The following is a 15,451-nucleotide window of genomic DNA, read 5'->3' as shown; positions in this document are numbered from 1 at the left end:
CCAACCGCGCTCGACATCCCGTACACCCCGCACACCAGCTCCGACCAGGGCGGATGAGGTTATCGGCAAGCGCAGGGTCCACGGAGTGAACCCAATTCAGTGCCGTGATCACGTCCACGTAGAGGTCAGACCAGCGCAGATTGTCCGCGCCGAATTGCTGGCCGTGGTGGCGCAGGTTGAGCGTCAGGGCGTGGCGGATGGCGCCGGTCACGCCCGAAGGGCCCGCGGTGGTGCGTGTTCAGGTTCTCGCCGTCCTACGTCTCGGGCGCACTGCAGCATCGCCCCGGCGGCCAGGGGCCCGCCGGGGCGCGGCAGACGTCGCCCGCGGCGGGCCGCGCGAGCCGGGTCAGCCCGCCGCGGCGGCGAGCAGCTTGCTCGACTTGACGGTGAACGAGACCGCCTCGCCGTTGAGCGTCACCGATGCCGCCCAGGGCGCGTGGATCCTGACGGCCTTGTCGGCGTCCGTGCTGGGGACGAGCCCCGTGCCGTCGATGGCGACCGTCCTGCGCGCCGGGTCGAGGCGGACCGCGAAGTCCTTCAGCGCCACCGGGGAGTCGACGAGCACGGCGTCCTTCGTGGCGAGCCTGCACCCGCCGTACAGCAGCCACGTCCGCCGCTGCGAGTCCGCCTCCGCGTAGGCCACCGTGCCGTCGAAGGTGTAGACGCCGAAGGCGATCGGCGACCGCGGCGCGGTGTGCGCCACGGCGTAGGTGGCCGTGCGCTCCGTGCTGAACGTGATGGCCATCGCCGAGGCCTCACCGGCCGCCGCCCCCGCCACGGCGAGGTCCTCGACCGTGGCGGTGGACTGCTGGCCGGCGGGAACGGGCAGCAGCAGCGCGTCGAAGGTGGCCGGGCCGGAGCCCTCGCGCGTGTAGGTCACGTACTTGCTGTCCGTGACGCTGTAGAACACCGGCGAGCAGTAGCCGTTACGGACCTCTGCCCGGAGCGATGAGGGGTGGGCGGGGACGAGGCGCAGATTGCCGCCCTCGGCGAAGTCGGTGACGGTCGCCCGGCTGCCGTCCTCCAGCGTCGGCCGGGCCTCGGGTAGCAGCTGCCAGTTCTGCCGGTAGACGTGGTTCGCGGTGTCGGACGGCCTGAGATGGTCGGAGACGATCCACAGGCCGGGCCGTACGAACAGCACTGTGCGGGTGTGCCGGGCGGCAAAGTTGCCGTCGGTCCAGGCACGGGTGAGGTCGAAGGCGCCGTTGGTGGCGAAGATGTCGATGGAGGCGGCCGCGCCGACCTTCTGTGCGGTGGCGTCGACCTCAACTGTGCTGTGCGACTCGGTGGTGAAGCGCAGCCAGTTGCTCCGCGGGTCGTTGGAGTACGTGAAGGCGCCCATGTCGGGCAGCAGCCGGTTGCCCTCGGCCCAGATGGTGACGGCCAGATCGTCAGGGTGGGAGTGCGGGCCGCGATCGGCGTTGATCCGCAGATACGCCGCGTCCGGCCGCCAGCCGCTGCGCTGGACGGCGACGCGGGTGTCCGGATAGAGGACCGAGGTGTGGTCGGGGGCCGTGCCGCGGGCGCCGTCGGAGCCGATGTACGTCAGCGTGGCGTCGCCGAGCAGTTCGCCGTACTGCAGCAGCGCAGGGCGGCGGTCGAAGGTGCCGCTGTCGCCGTAGGCGGGGCTGAAGCCGCCGGGCAGGTTCTGGTCGGCGAGGAAGCGCACGAGCCGGTCCAGCTCGGCCTTGCCGCCGAGCTCGTAGCCGTTGTCCTGGAGGTACTTGGTCAGCCCGCCGAAGGTGTCGACGACACCCCAGGCGTAGCCGTCGGTGGACTCGACGTAACCCCCGTCGGGATACAACGCCGTGCGGAACTGCGCGGAGAGGTACGTCCGGGCGTTCTCCAGCCACTCGGCGCTGCCCCGGAACTCGGGGAAGTGCACGGCGATCGCCGTCAGCGCCTGCTTCTGGAACTGGATCCAGTTGGGGTTGGGGCCCGAGGCCACGGCCAGATAGCGGCCGGACTTCTCGATCGTGCGCAGCATCGCGGTGTTGTCGGCGGCAGTGAGGGACGGGCTGGTGCGCAGGGACTCGTAGGCGTATACCCAGTTGACGATGCGGTTGCCGGTGTCGAGGCTGCGCGGGAAGGAGCCGGCGCCGTACGTGGTGTTGTAGCCGTCGGCGTCGCGGATGAAGTCGGTGATCAGGCTCGTCAGTCCGGCGGCGATCGTCTCGTCGCCGCTCTCGCGGTAGGCGTCGGCCATCGGGCCGGCGAAGTACAGCCGGGGCAGCTGGTAGCCGTACTCGGGGTCGGCGCCGGCGGGCCTCTTCCAGTCGAAGCCGCCCGGGTCGCCCTGCCAGGAGAAGGTGTTCTGGACGGTGTTGGCCCAGGTGCGGGTGGTTTGGTTGAAGGCTTCGAGGGTCTGGAAGACGATGACCCGCTTGGCGGCGGCGGTGGCGTTACGGCCGGTGAGCTTGAGGCGCGCCGACCTCGGAGCCTGGGTCACACCCTCGATACGGAAGGCCAGGTACGCCTTGCGGGTCTCGGCGGTGAAGGCGCCCACGCCCTCGTCGCGGACCTGCAGCTCGCTGTCGGAGCCGAAGTTGCGGGTCGCGTCGTCGCCGGCCTTGATGTACGTGTCGGCGGTCGCGGGGAAGGCGACGGTGCTCCCGTCCGCCTTTGTAACCTCCAGCACCGGGGCGCCCGCGCCCGCGTCGCGGCTCGCGAAGACCGCGGTCGAGGGCTCCTTGTCGCGGGCCATCAGGAAGAACATCACCTCGGATGCCTTGCCTTCCGCGGCCCGGGTGAGCGCCTCTGTCACATCGGCGGAGACGGTGGACGCGGCGCCCGTGACGGTGACAACGTCCTGGTAGATCTCGCCGGTGCCGAGGGTCCAGATGTGGTCGATGAACAGGGGTATCTGGCCCGGGCGAAAGATGCCGTTGTAGAGGAACGGCAGGGGCGCCTTCGCGGTGCGGGATCGGAAGTGCTCGCGGAGGGCCTCACCGGCGGCGGCGTAGTCCCCGGCTCTGGCGGCGTCTTCGACGGGCTTCAGCGAGGCGGCCGCGGTGTAGTCCAGGCGTGGCTGGGTGGTCCAGGTGCTCCCGTCCCATATGCCGAAGAAGCCGGCGTCCTCGGCGGAACCGTTCGACGTGGCTTGCGTCTCGGCCGCGCGGGCGATGGACCCCAGGGGCAGCAGGCCAGCGGCGGTGGCGCCGGCCATGGTGCCCAAGACTCGTCTGCGGGCAAGGAGGGGGTGTCGCTGGTCCATGGGGGTCGTTCCTTTCGTCTGGCGATAGAAAGCGGTTGCGTCCGCTGCCGGTCGATGGTCTACACCAGTTGCGGCCGGGTCAAGGGGGCGGCGGAGACTGATGAGGAAGACTTCCGGAGGGCAGCGACACGCTCTCAAAGGGGAGACGGGCCGGCGCCGAAACGCTCAGTCACGATGGCTCTCGGTGTTCTCCGGCCCGTCCGAGGTCTCCTCGCAGCCCCGGAAATAGTCGGCTTCCCGCGCATCAGCACCAGAGCGAACGCCTGTCCCCGGTCCCAGCTCCGGTCTACCCACGGGCTGCCCATGGGCCCACCCGGAGCGGTTCAGAGGAAAGGGCTGCCCGTGTCGCGCGTCAGACTTTGTGGCTCAGGGGTTAGCTGAGTGCCTGACCCGAAGGAGAGTCTGATGAGCCGTCCGCCGCAGTTCTCGTTGGAGCGATCGAGGTCTACAACAATCCGGCTCTGCATCCCCAACTTTCAAAGCAAGATCATTGAGCCACATCTTGACGCGAGACAGCTCGGTTGCGGACGAGCCGTTCGTTGTTGGTGAGGCCGTGATCCATACCTTGCTCGCGTTCGAGTTGGATCATGGCTTGCGAGCGGTAGTTGAGGATGTAGGCGCGGCGGTGGCTGTCGGTGGTGTTGCCGCGTGAGTAGTGCAGGGTGTGGCCGGCGTGGGCGGCTGCCTGGCCCGGCGCAAGCGGCACGTAGGTGGCACCGGGTTCGTCCTCGGAGCATGCACACTCGATCGCCCCTTTGCCGCTGCTGGCCGGCCAGTGCGGACGCAGTGGCGTCAAGTGTGAGCCGTACACATACCACATGCAGCCGTTGTCCAAGGTCGCCTCGTCGAGAGCGACCCAGATCGAGACCGCACGTTTGTCCGGCAGGTCGACCCAGTAGCCGGCGTCCTGGTGCCAGGGCGTCGGCACGCCGGTGTGCGGGGCTTTGTCGATGAGCATGTCGAAGTCCAACACCATGTCCTCGCCGACGAGCTCGCGCGCCACCGCCAGCGCGCGGGCATGCAACGGAAGATCCAGCAGCTCGGGGTGCAGCGCCGAGGGCCACATGATCTGGGTGATGTTCTCCCGGGCGGTGGCTGGCTTGATGCCGGCGCCGGCCCCGAGGTCGGAACGCTTGTCGCCGGCGTGGATGCTGCCGTCGAGGAACCGGTCGTAGATCGATTGGTAGGCCGCAACCTCGTTCGGTGTCAGCAGCGGCCCGACGTTCAGGAATCCTGCCGCGTCGAAGTCCTGGCGGCGCGTGGTGGGGGTGCTCGTCATACCTCGCGACGCTAGGGGCGGGGGATGGCTATTGGCGTGCGCCTTTCTCCACCGTACATTCTCGTCCATGGCGGCGATCACCAGCGATCGGATCGATCTGGCCGTGACGCCCGAGCGGGTCGTGCTGGATCTGGCCGGGCGAGGCCTGGCCCCGTTGATGGCGCTCGGGCGCTACCGGTATCTCCATGCGAACGAGCCGCTGCCGCCGTTCCGACACGCGTCACTGGTCGTCCTGGCCGCTCCCCGGCGGGGCCCGGTCGCCTTCGAGGTCGACGGCCGGCCCCGAGCCGTATCACCAGGACAGGTCATCTGCCTGCCGCCCGGGTGCACCTACTCCACCGGCCGGGACATCCAGCCCCGCGGCGAGCTGTTCTGGCTGATCCTCAAGGCCGTCGGCAAGCGGCCGAAGGACGCCCTGAGCAAGGCGATCGCCCTATTTGCCGCCGGTCCCTCGGACGTGTGGGAGATGCCGACGGCCGTCGTCGCCGACCTGGACAGGGCGTTGGGGATCGACCAGGAGCACGACGACTGGATCACGGGCGGACAGCTGCAACACATGGTCAGTGCGGCGGTGCTCGGCCTGGCGCGGGCCCGCGCGCAGCGACACACCTCGGCGCAGCCAGCACCCCAGGACGGCCTTGCGCCGATCCTGGAATGGATCGAAGCCCACCTGACAGAGCCACTGGACGCCGCCGGCCTGTCCGCCGCGGCGGGCCTGTCACCCAGCCGCTTCTACGAGGTCTTCCGCCAGGCCACCTGGACCACGCCCAAGGACTACGTACTGCGACGCAAGCTCGAGCGGGCCCTCGAGCGGCTCGCCACCGATCCGCAGGCCACGGTCACCGAGGTCGCGCACGCGCTGGGCTTCTCGTCCTCGCAGTACTTCGCGACGGTGTTCCGCAGGTACCACGGAACCTCTCCCTCACGGATCAGACCGGCTGCGCAGCCACCTGCCCGATGACGAGCACCTGCCCGAACTCACCCCACGCACAACGAATGACGACGCAAACACGCACCTCGATCCCGCTCAAAACAGAGGAGACGACACCACCCCGGCACACCCCGAACGACACCACCCAGCCCAACAAGCCCCATCGCGGTCGACCCCCTCCACCGCGGCCAAGGAGTCGCCCGCGCGCTGATCGCCGAAGCCGAGCGCTACCTCGCCCGCCAGGGCTACGGGCTGATCACTCGCGCACCGGCTCCAGCCAGGCCCGGTGCGAGCTGGAAACGTCCAGGGCGACGGGGCCGAGCTTGCGGCCGGGCCGTACTGGCGGCTACTTGGGCACCGGTTCGAAGGCGGATGCCTGCGGTTCGAAGGGAGTCGTCACAAGGCGCCGTCCTCTGCGTCAGGTACCGGCGCCACGCGGCGCCCCGAGGCCGGTACGGTCCGCGGGTGGAGTACCCGTACGACCTGCTGCACCGTCAGCCCCAGGACGGGGGCCAGCGGGGCGAGGACGGCTGCGTGCCCCATTGCGGCCATCGCCGCGCTCCACCCGAACACCACCACCGTGGCCACCACGGCGATCGCCATCTTCCTGGTGTCCATCACACTCCTTTGTGTCATGCCGCAGCCATCCGGAGACCACGTGAAAAGGCCGGTTCCGCAACGAGCGGGTGCCACGCCGCTGTTGGGAGAGGGCAGGATGTACCGGCACGCCACCGCTACGCCATGTGATCAAGGAATCACGGAACATTAGGTTGCGTGGTGGGGCCCGGCAGGCGGGCAGGGGCTGCTCCAGCACGCCCGTTCGGCATGCCATCAAGCGCCAAGGGTGAAGTTCCCTGGTCTTCTTGCAATCCCCACGGCGAGCCCCGTCAATGGAGCAAGGACACCTTGGTGCCGGCCTTCCATCCGGAAGCGTCCGCTCCCGTGCCAGAAAGATGGGGAGCGGGCTGAATCGTGTCCCGCCCGGCCTCCTCAAAGCCGGGCGGGAGCGGGGACGCCTCGCAGAACGGGACGCAAACGGGTGCAAGGGATGCATCAGACCGCGCCATCCCTCCCTCCCATCCTGCGCAGCGTCGCCCCTCACGGCCGTCCGCTCTCGGCCGCCCTTTCAGTTGCCCCGAACGCTGCGCGGTGTGCAGGGGCCGGAGCGTATCCAGGCCGTCGGTTGGTGGATCGCCGGGCAAGAGGCCGACGAAGCCGTGGTGCTGTCAGTGCCGGGTGGGCTCATGGTGAGAACGGGACGGGCTCGGCGCCCGGGCAGGTGACGGACGAGCCATGGTGCTGATCCCGCACCGCACGTCAGACGTGGATGAGGCCGGTCGGCGTGAGAAGCCGACGATCACCTGAGCGGCCGACGCCTGCGGTGGCGCGCGCTGCGCGAGCAGGACACGGCCGGGGGGTGAGCCGGGCGGTGGCGCGGCACACGCGCTTGGCACGCCGGACACGGTGTTCGCCGCCAGCGGGCTCGTGCGCGCGCTCGGGCCCGCGCAGACGCCGATGACCGCAGAGATGGTCGCGACCCAGGTCGAGGCCCTCGACGCCGCGCTGCGCTCCACCATGGACGGGAAGGTGGACGGCGCGCTGCTGGAACGGGCACGTTCTGTTCACCGGGCTTCCCTGGCCGACTACCTCGGCAGGGTGAACTCGCAGCCGGGGCCCGACAGCTGGCTGCCGGCCTCTTCCGTGAACCTGCCCTGCGGGAGCAGTTCAACCGCGCTGGGCAGCAGCAGCTGCTGCTCGTCCTCGCCGGCGCCGTGAGGACGGCGGACACGTCGCTCGTCCAGGCATGGCGGAAACGAGGAGGTGCAGCACCATGGCGTAACCATCGGCGCCGGCGTCCTCGGCCTGCGCGGCCGGGGCACTGCGGCTGGCCGCCGACCGCGCACCTTCCTTCGCGCCAGCCTCACCCTCGCCTCCGAGGGTCCGTCCTGTTCGACAGGAACGCCGCGACCCGTCTCGCCGGGATCACCGAGGAAGTGCTCACCGCCTGACCACGGCCGCCGCCACTACGTCGCCGCCTGAGCCCGAGGGGGCCAAGGCTTCCCCTGGCCCCTACGGATTTTGCTCACCTCCTCCGGCGACGGCCCCGGCGCGACCGGTGCATCGCTGCGAAGGCCAGCGCCCGTTCGCGCGGCGTGCAGCCCCGCGTCATCCACAGCACGGCGCCGTAGCGAGGATCTGCTCGCGGGCGACCTGTCCCTTGGCTGCCGCGTCGTCCCGTTGGCGTTCGAGGGTGGGGGGGAATTCGATTGCGGTGACGAAGAATGTGCATGACTGGGCGGATTGTCCGCTGCCTCGACCAAGTGGCGCGCCTTGTTATACAGTCCGCGCCTCGTTGCCCCACGTCAGGCGGGGGCCGGAGGAGGGGCACGTAGATGAAGAGGCGGGTCGGGCTTGTCGGGGTGGTTGCGCCCCTTTGTTCTGCGGCCATTGGCTGCTCCGCCGTGGGCGGGGATGATGTGCAGCCGGCCGCGGCGAAGTCGGCAGCGGCATCCGCATCCGCGGCTGCATCGGAGAAGGCGCCCGCCTTGCCCGAGACCCCCGGCGACTTTCTCGACCTCGCCCAGAAGGTCATGGCGGCGCAGCACGGATGGACCTTCGCCGTGCGCGGGAAGGAAGGGCTCACCCTGCAAGGGCAGCAGCCCAGCAATGCGTCCTATACGGCCACCGTGCGGCGCACCACTGATCCCGAGGCGCTCCAGTCGCATGGGGTCATCATCAGCAGTAAAGGGCAGCGCAAGCCCGAAGAGGTCTTCGTCGTCGGCGGTACGGGGTACGTGAAGGAGGGCGACGCAGGCGCCTGGAAGCATGGGGCCCTCACTGATCCGGTAATCGCGAACAAGGTCGAGGATCCCGTCGCCGCCGTCCAGACGTTCCGGACCTACCTGAAGCAGGGGGGCGTCACCCTCACCAAGGCGGACGGTCACGGCAAGGTGCGACTCCAGGTGCGGGTGGCCTCGCCGCGCAAGGTGCCCGAGGTGCAGGACCGTGCCTATGTGAAGTCCGCCGTACGGGAGGTGGAGCCCGTCCTCGCCCAGCTCCGAGGGGCCGGCGTGGCGGTGGACAAGTCTCAGGTCACCCTGTCCCGGCTGACCGAGACGCTGACGCTGGATGCCAGGACGGGGAAGGTGGAAGCCCACGCGTTCCGGTTCGCCTTCCTGATTCCGAACGGCGGGCAGAACATCACGTACACCCAGGACGTGAGCGAGGAGAACCGTGGAGTGTTCGGCGGCAGCATCGCCCTTCCCCCAGGAGTGAGTTGACGGGTCGGGGCGGCCGCGGACGGGCCGCCGGATTCCGGGCCGGGGGCAGCGCGAGCAGCGGACTGCCCCCGCGGCCGAATACCGCCCGTCACAGGTCGACCGGCGCACTCATCTGCAGGTTGAGGCAACGACTGCGTCGGCCGACCGCGTCGATCGACAGGCCCCCACGACTTCCGGCCGTGGCTCGTTACGAGAGTTGCGGCATCACGTCGGACGCGATCAGTTCCAAGTGGTCCAGGTCGTCAAGGTCCAGCATCTGCAGGTACATCCGCTGTGAGCCGACGGCCCGGAACGCCGAGATGCGCTCGACGACCTCCGCGGGAGACCCGGCAAGACCGTTGGCCTTCAGCTCGTCGACGTCGCGGCCGATGGCTTCCGCCCGGCGCTTCACCTCTGCGTCGGTCTTGCCGACACAGGCGACGAGGGCGTTGGAGTAGACGAGGTCGTCCGCCCTGCGCCCGCGGGCTTCAGCTGCCGCACGCACGCGCTTGAACTGCTGCTCCGTGTCGGCAAGGGACGCAAACGGAATGTTGAACTCGGCGGCGTACTGAGCGGCAAGAGCGGGTGTCCTCCTGGCTCCGTGACCGCCGATCAGGACCGGCACCCTGCCCTGGACCGGCTTGGGCAGCGCGGGGGAGTCCGAAAGCTGGTAGTACGTCCCGTCGAAGTCGAATCGCTCGCCGACGGGCGTGTTCCACAGCCCGGTGACGACCGCGAGCTGCTCCTCCAGGCGTCCGAACTTCTCCTTGGGAAACGGGATGCCGTAGGCCGCATGCTCTTCCGCGTACCAGCCGGAGCCGAGACCCAGCTCCACCCGTCCGCCGGACATCTGGTCGACCTGCGCAACCTGGATCGCGAGGACACCGGGGAGGCGGAAGGTTCCGGCGGTCATGAGGGTCCCGAGGCGGATCCGCGTTGTCTCGCGCGCGAGACCGGCAAGCGTGATCCAGGCGTCAGTAGGTCCTGGGAGGCCGTCCACGGCCCCCATGTGCAGATAGTGATCCGAGCGGAAGAAAGCTCCGTAGTTGAGTTCCTCGGCTGCCCTGGCGACGCGGAGCAGCGTCTCGTAGGTCGCCCCTTGCTGCGGTTCTGTGAAGACACGAAGATCCATGCATCCATCATGCCCGTGGTGTACTCACGGACTCGCCTTGAACCGCTGTCGCACACGCGTCACGGCGTGCGGAGGGCACGGTACTCAGGCCGCTTCTCCGCGATCGCCTCGCTGTCCGGACGAGGACCGCTACCGTGGGTCGTACACACGCCTCCGCGCTCCTCGTCACCGACATGCAGAACGTCCTGGTGGCGATCGCGTCCGGCTGTCGTAGGATCCGGGCCTCCTGCGGTCCCCGGCCGACGAGGACCGTATCGCCGCGACCGATGCACGCACCTGTGCAGGTGGTCGACCAGATGGAAGTGAGCAGCTGTGCAACCCGCCCGCCCGCTGGCCGCCGCGCTCGCCGAAGGAATCGTCCTCCTCGACGGCGGTCTCTCCAACCAACTGGAGGCGCAGGGCTGCGACCTGTCCGACGAACTGTGGTCGTCCCGGTTGCTGGTCGACGAACCACGGCAGATCGAGGCCGCGCACCGGGCGTATGTGCGGGCGGGTGCGCAGGTGCTCATCACCTCCGGCTACCAGGCGACGTACGAGGGGTTCGCGCGGCGGGGGATCGGCCGGGCCCGGGCGACGGAGCTCTTCGCCTCCAGCGTGGAGCTGGCCCGGCGGGCCGGTGCGGCGGCGGACCGGGAGGTCTGGGTCGCCGGCTCCGTCGGCCCGTACGGGGCGATGCTCGCGGACGGCAGCGAGTACCGCGGCCGGTACGGTCTCTCGGTCCGGGAGCTGGAGCGCTTCCACCGGCCCCGGATCGAGGCGCTGGCCGCCGCCGGCCCGGATGTGCTGGCGCTGGAGACGGTGCCGGACACCGACGAGGCGGAGGCGCTGCTGCGGGTGGTCGAGGAGTGCGGGCTGTCGGTCTGGCTCTCGTACAGCGTGGCGGGGGACCGGACCCGGGCGGGGCAGCCGCTGGAGACGGCGTTCGGGCTCGCCGCCGGGCATGACCGGGTGGTGGCCGTGGGGGTGAACTGCTGCGATCCGGCGGACGCGGACCGGGCGGTGGTGACGGCGGCCGAGGTGACCGGGAAACCGGTCGTCGTCTACCCGAACAGCGGGGAGCGGTGGGACGCCGAGGGCCGGGGGTGGACCGGTGGCGCCACGTTCGACCCTCGCCGGGTGCGGGGCTGGCAGGAGGCCGGTGCGCGGCTGGTCGGCGGCTGCTGCCGGGTCGGGCCCGGGCTGATCGCGGAACTGGCCGGGCTGCTGGAGGCAGGGCCGGAGGCGGGGAGAGAAGAACCCCGGACACCTTAGACCGACCGGCAATTGGGGGGCGGTGTCACGGGGCTGGGCACGCACATCTGCCGCGTTGTCGTCAATCACCATGTTCCCCGAGCTCTCGGCTTCGCTCGAGCAGGGGAGGCCCCATTCGCCATGCCTCAATCCTCCGCCTTGCAGCTGCACGCACCCAGCCCCGCTCCTTCACCCACCCCCCAATTGCCGGTCGGTCTCAGACCACGAAAATGCCTGGTTGGGGGCGGTGATCCAGACCATACTCGGACGTGTGTTCCTGACCATCAGTACGACCGGCACCCCTGAGCGCCCCGCGACCGACCTCGGTTTCCTGCTGCACAAGCATCCCGAGAAGGCGCAGGCGTTCTCCACCTCCCACGGCACCGCGCATGTCTTCTATCCCGAGGCATCCGCCGAGCGCTGCACGGCTGCCCTGCTGCTGCAGGTGGATCCCGTGGCGCTCGTGCGCCGGGGCAAGGGCAAGGGCCGCGGCGGCGCCCCCGACGCGGCGCTCGCGCAGTACGTCAACGACCGGCCGTACGCGGCGTCCTCGCTGCTCTCCGTCGCGATGAGCACCGTCTTCAAGTCCGCTCTGAACGGCGTGTGCCGGGCCCTGCCCGAGCGCGCGGCGGCGCCCCTGCCGCTCAGGATCGAGGTGCCCGCGCTCCCGGCGCGCGGTGGCGCGGAGCTCGTGACGAAGCTCTTCGGTCCGCTCGGCTGGACGAGCGTGGACGCGGTGGCCGTACCGCTGGACGAGCAGTTCCCGGAGTGGGGCGACTCGCGGTACGTACGGCTGGTGCTGGAGGGCGAGTTGCGGCTCGCGGACGCGCTGCGGCAGCTGTACATCCTGCTGCCGGTGCTCGACGACGCCAAGCACTACTGGGTCGCGCCCGACGAGGTGGACAAGCTGCTGCGGGCCGGTGACGGCTGGCTGGCCGACCACCCGGAGCAGAAGCTGATCACCAGCCGCTATCTCTCCCGGCGCTGGGGGCTGACCCGGCAGGCGATGGAACGGCTCGAACTCGTACGGCTCGCCGAGCTGGACGACCTGGCGGTGGAGTCCGTCGACAACGCCGTGGACGAGACGACGGACACCGAGGAGAAGCCGGTGCCGCTCGCCGAGCAGCGACGCGAAGCGATCCTGGAGGCACTGCGGGCCGCCGGGGCGAGCCGGGTGCTGGACCTGGGCTGCGGACAGGGGCAGTTGGTGCAGGCACTGCTGAAGGACGTGCGCTTCACGGAGATCGTCGGCGTCGACGTATCGATGCGTGCCCTGACCATCGCCTCGCGCCGGCTGAAGCTGGACCGGATGGGCGAGCGCCAGGCCGGCCGCGTCACGCTGCGGCAGGGCTCGCTCACGTACACCGACAAGCGGCTGGGCGGGTATGACGCGGCCGTGCTCAGCGAGGTCATCGAGCATCTCGACCTGCCGAGGCTGCCCGCGCTGGAGTACGCGGTGTTCGGCTCGGCCCGGCCGCAGACGGTGCTCGTGACGACGCCGAACGTGGAGTACAACGTCCGCTGGGAGAGCCTCCCCGCCGGGCACGTGCGCCACGGCGACCACCGCTTCGAATGGACCAGGGCCGAGTTCCGGGGCTGGGCGCAGGAAGTGGCGCAGCGGCACGGATACGGAGTCGGCTTCGTGCCGGTGGGACCCGATGACCCCGAGGTGGGGCCGCCGACTCAGATGGCCGTGTTCACGAAGACCGCCGAGGACGACACGAAGAAGGACGACACGAAGAAGAAGGAGGCGAAGGCAGCATGACCGACAACGACACCGAAAAGAGCACCGACGTGCACCGCACGCTGCCGGTGACCGACCTCTCCTTCGTCGTGCTCATCGGGGCCAGCGGTTCCGGCAAGTCCACGTTCGCGCGCAAGCACTTCAAGCCCACCGAGATCATCTCCTCGGACTTCTGCCGCGGCCTCGTCGCCGACGACGAGAACGACCAGAGCGCGAGCGGTGACGCCTTCGACGTCCTGCACTACATCGCGGGCAAGCGGCTCGCCGCGGGACGGCTGACCGTCGTCGACGCCACCAACGTCCAGGCCGAGAGCCGCAGGCAGCTGGTGCAGCTGGCCCGGACCCACGACGTGCTGCCCATCGCGATCGTCCTCGACCTGCCCGAAGAGGTCTGCCAGGCGCGCAACGCCACCCGCCCCGACCGCGCCGGCATGCCCCGCCACGTCGTCCAGCGCCACCGCCGCGAGCTGCGCCGTTCGCTGCGCGGCCTGGAGCGCGAGGGGTTCCGCAAGGTGCACATCCTGCGCACCGAGGAGGAGGTCGACCACGCCGACGTGGTGCTGGAGCGCCGCTTCAACGACCTGCGTCATCTCACCGGGCCGTTCGACATCATCGGTGACATCCACGGCTGCAGCTCCGAGCTGGAGACCTTGCTCGGCAAGCTCGGTTACGTCGACGGCGCGCACCCCGAAGGGCGCACGGCGGTCTTCGTCGGCGACCTCGTCGACCGCGGCCCCGACAGCCCCGGTGTGCTGCGCCGCGTCATGTCCATGGTGGCGGCGGGCAACGCCCTGTGCGTGCCGGGGAACCACGAGAACAAGCTCGGCCGCTACCTCAAGGGCCGCCGAGTCCTGCACACCCATGGGCTCGCCGAGACCATCGAGCAGCTGGACCGTGAGGACGCCAGGGACCCGGCCTTCCGCGAGCAGGTACGGGAGTTCATCGACGGGCTCGTCAGTCACTACGTGCTGGACGAAGGGAAGCTGGTCGTCTGCCACGCCGGGCTGCCCGAGAAGTACCACGGGCGCACTTCCGGACGGGTCCGCTCGCACGCTCTGTACGGGGACACCACCGGCGAGACCGACGAGTTCGGCCTGCCGGTGCGCTACCCGTGGGCGGAGGAGTACCGCGGCCGTGCCGCCGTGGTCTACGGCCACACCCCCGTGCCCAGCACCTCCTGGGTCAACAACACCCTCTGCCTGGACACGGGTGCGGTCTTCGGCGGGAAGATGACCGCGCTGCGCTGGCCGGAGCGCGAACTCGTCGACGTACCGGCCGAGAAGGTCTGGTACGAGCCCACGAAACCGCTCGTCACCGAGGCACCCGGGGGCCGCGAGGGCCGTCCGCTCGACCTGGCCGATGTGCAGGGCCGACGGATCGTGGAGACCCGGCACATGGGCCGCATCTCGGTGCGCGAGGAGAACGCCGCGGCGGCGCTCGAAGTGATGAGCCGGTTCGCCGTCGACCCGCGACTGCTCGGCTACCTCCCGCCGACGATGGCACCCACCGCGACCTCCCACGAGGAGGGCTTCCTGGAGCACCCCGCCGAGGCCTTCGCGCAGTACCGGGCCGACGGGGTCGCCCAGGTCGTGTGCGAGGAGAAGCACATGGGCTCGCGGGCGGTGGCCCTGGTCTGCCGTGACGCGGACGCGGCCCGCGAGCGGTTCGGCGTCGATGGCCCGACCGGGGCGCTGCACACCCGCACCGGACGGCCGTTCCTCGACGACGCCGCCGTGACCGAGGCGGTCCTCGGCAGACTGCGCACGGCCGTCGCCGCCGCCGGACTCTGGGAGGAGTGGGACACCGACTGGGTGCTGCTCGACGCCGAGCTGATGCCCTGGTCCCTCAAGGCGGGCGGATTGCTGCGCTCCCAGTACGCGGCGGTCGGCGCCGCGTCCGGTGCCGTACTCCCCGAGGTCAACGCGGCACTCGCGGCAGCGGCGGTCCGCGGTGTGGACGTCGCCGACCTGGCCGCCCGTCAGCAGGACCGGACGGCCGACGCCGAGGCGTTCACCGAGGCCTACCGGCGCTACTGCTGGTCCACCGAGGGCCTGGACGGGGTGCGGATCGCCCCGTTCCAGATCCTCGCCGTGCAGGGCCGTTCGCTGGCCGCCGTATCGCACGACGAGCAGCTGGCCTGGCTCGACCGGCTGGTGGAGCACGACCCCACGGGGCTGCTCCAGGTCACCCGGCGGCTCGTCGTCGACACCGCCGACGAGGCATCGGTCCGCGCCGGCATCGACTGGTGGCTGGAGATGACCGGCCGCGGCGGCGAAGGCATGGTCGTCAAACCCCTTGCCGCGCTCGTGCGGGACGAGAAGGGCAGGCTGGTCCAGCCGGGCATCAAGGTGCGCGGCCGGGAGTACCTGCGGATCATCTACGGCCCCGAGTACACGCGTCCGGAAAATTTGGAGCGGCTGCGCTCCAGGTTCCTGGGCCACAAGCGGTCGCTGGCGCTCCGTGAGTACGCACTCGGTCTCGAGGCCCTGGACCGGCTGGCCGAGGGCGAGCCGCTGTGGCGGGTCCACGAGGCGGTGTTCGCGGTGCTCGCCCTTGAGTCGGAGCCCGTCGACCCGAGGCTCTGACCGCAGCCGGATCGCGCCGGAATGCGATGCCGGACCCGGCAGCGGATTCGGTGGCGAATCCGGTGGCGATTCGCCG

At 70.2% G+C, this 15,451-nt stretch carries 10 protein-coding genes and 1 pseudogene; 7 read left to right on the top strand and 4 right to left on the bottom strand.

Going from position 1 to position 15,451, the window contains the following annotated elements; genetic code table 11:
* Nucleotides 1-346: 346 nt before the first annotated feature.
* Together OH809_RS10920 and OH809_RS10915 are read right to left on the bottom strand one after the other, a co-directional pair.
* A complete protein-coding gene (locus OH809_RS10920) occupies nucleotides 347-3,214 on the bottom strand; it encodes an alginate lyase family protein (protein WP_406515060.1) in 2,868 nt (955 codons plus the stop codon).
* 487 nt (nucleotides 3,215-3,701) lie between these two features.
* A complete protein-coding gene (locus tag OH809_RS10915) occupies nucleotides 3,702-4,493 on the bottom strand; it encodes a phytanoyl-CoA dioxygenase family protein (protein ID WP_406515059.1) in 792 nt (263 codons plus the stop codon).
* Between the two features lie 67 nt (nucleotides 4,494-4,560).
* On the opposite strand from OH809_RS10915, the gene OH809_RS10910 reads away from it, so the two are divergent.
* Both OH809_RS10910 and OH809_RS10905 read left to right on the top strand, forming a co-directional pair.
* A complete protein-coding gene (locus tag OH809_RS10910) occupies nucleotides 4,561-5,454 on the top strand; it encodes an AraC family transcriptional regulator (protein ID WP_406515058.1) in 894 nt (297 codons plus the stop codon).
* A 132-nt stretch (nucleotides 5,455-5,586) separates the two neighbouring features.
* Nucleotides 5,587-5,667: pseudogene (locus tag OH809_RS10905) on the top strand (GNAT family N-acetyltransferase); the annotation flags it as partial.
* A gap of 153 nt (nucleotides 5,668-5,820) precedes the next feature.
* Here the strand turns inward: OH809_RS10905 and OH809_RS10900 are convergent.
* Nucleotides 5,821-6,042, bottom strand: coding sequence for a hypothetical protein (locus OH809_RS10900; protein WP_406422587.1), 222 nt, complete (start codon nucleotides 6,040-6,042; stop codon nucleotides 5,821-5,823).
* A gap of 846 nt (nucleotides 6,043-6,888) precedes the next feature.
* Between OH809_RS10900 and OH809_RS10895 the strand changes: the two genes are divergently transcribed.
* Nucleotides 6,889-7,200, top strand: coding sequence for a hypothetical protein (locus OH809_RS10895; RefSeq protein WP_406422588.1), 312 nt, complete (start codon nucleotides 6,889-6,891; stop codon nucleotides 7,198-7,200).
* Between the two features lie 770 nt (nucleotides 7,201-7,970).
* Complete coding sequence (locus OH809_RS10890; protein ID WP_406422589.1) at nucleotides 7,971-8,705, top strand: hypothetical protein; 735 nt, start codon at nucleotides 7,971-7,973, stop codon at nucleotides 8,703-8,705.
* 187 nt (nucleotides 8,706-8,892) lie between these two features.
* Here OH809_RS10890 and OH809_RS10885 read toward each other — a convergent pair whose 3' ends face one another.
* A complete protein-coding gene (locus OH809_RS10885; RefSeq protein WP_406422590.1) occupies nucleotides 8,893-9,816 on the bottom strand; it encodes an LLM class F420-dependent oxidoreductase in 924 nt (307 codons plus the stop codon).
* Nucleotides 9,817-10,128: 312 nt separating this feature from the next.
* Between OH809_RS10885 and mmuM the strand changes: the two genes are divergently transcribed.
* From mmuM to OH809_RS10870, 3 genes are all read left to right on the top strand, one after another.
* Nucleotides 10,129-11,067, top strand: coding sequence for a homocysteine S-methyltransferase (gene mmuM, locus OH809_RS10880; protein WP_406422591.1), 939 nt, complete (start codon nucleotides 10,129-10,131; stop codon nucleotides 11,065-11,067).
* A 250-nt stretch (nucleotides 11,068-11,317) separates the two neighbouring features.
* A complete protein-coding gene (locus tag OH809_RS10875) occupies nucleotides 11,318-12,811 on the top strand; it encodes a 3' terminal RNA ribose 2'-O-methyltransferase Hen1 (protein WP_406422592.1) in 1,494 nt (497 codons plus the stop codon).
* Nucleotides 12,808-15,375, top strand: a complete 2,568-nt coding sequence (locus OH809_RS10870; RefSeq protein WP_406515057.1) for a polynucleotide kinase-phosphatase — start codon at nucleotides 12,808-12,810, stop codon at nucleotides 15,373-15,375. Before OH809_RS10875 ends, OH809_RS10870 begins: the two co-directional genes overlap by 4 nt.
* Nucleotides 15,376-15,451: the final 76 nt, after the last annotated feature.

The sequence above is a fragment of the Streptomyces sp. NBC_00873 genome, assembly GCF_045207415.1.
GTDB lineage: Bacteria > Actinomycetota > Actinomycetes > Streptomycetales > Streptomycetaceae > Streptomyces.
Note: the sequence above shows the minus strand (reverse complement) of the source record. Positions and strands in the feature narration are given on the sequence as shown.

Excerpts from the sequence above, each read along its gene's own strand:
- OH809_RS10915 (WP_406515059.1), bottom strand. The coding sequence starts at position 4,493 with ATGACGAGCACCCCCACCACGCGCCGCCAGGACTTCGACGCGGCAGGA.
- OH809_RS10885 (WP_406422590.1), bottom strand. The coding sequence starts at position 9,816 with ATGGATCTTCGTGTCTTCACAGAACCGCAGCAAGGGGCGACCTACGAG.
- OH809_RS10870 (WP_406515057.1), top strand. The coding sequence starts at position 12,808 with ATGACCGACAACGACACCGAAAAGAGCACCGACGTGCACCGCACGCTG.
- OH809_RS10910 (WP_406515058.1), top strand. The coding sequence starts at position 4,561 with ATGGCGGCGATCACCAGCGATCGGATCGATCTGGCCGTGACGCCCGAG.
- OH809_RS10900 (WP_406422587.1), bottom strand. The coding sequence starts at position 6,042 with ATGGACACCAGGAAGATGGCGATCGCCGTGGTGGCCACGGTGGTGGTG.
- OH809_RS10920 (WP_406515060.1), bottom strand. The coding sequence starts at position 3,214 with ATGGACCAGCGACACCCCCTCCTTGCCCGCAGACGAGTCTTGGGCACC.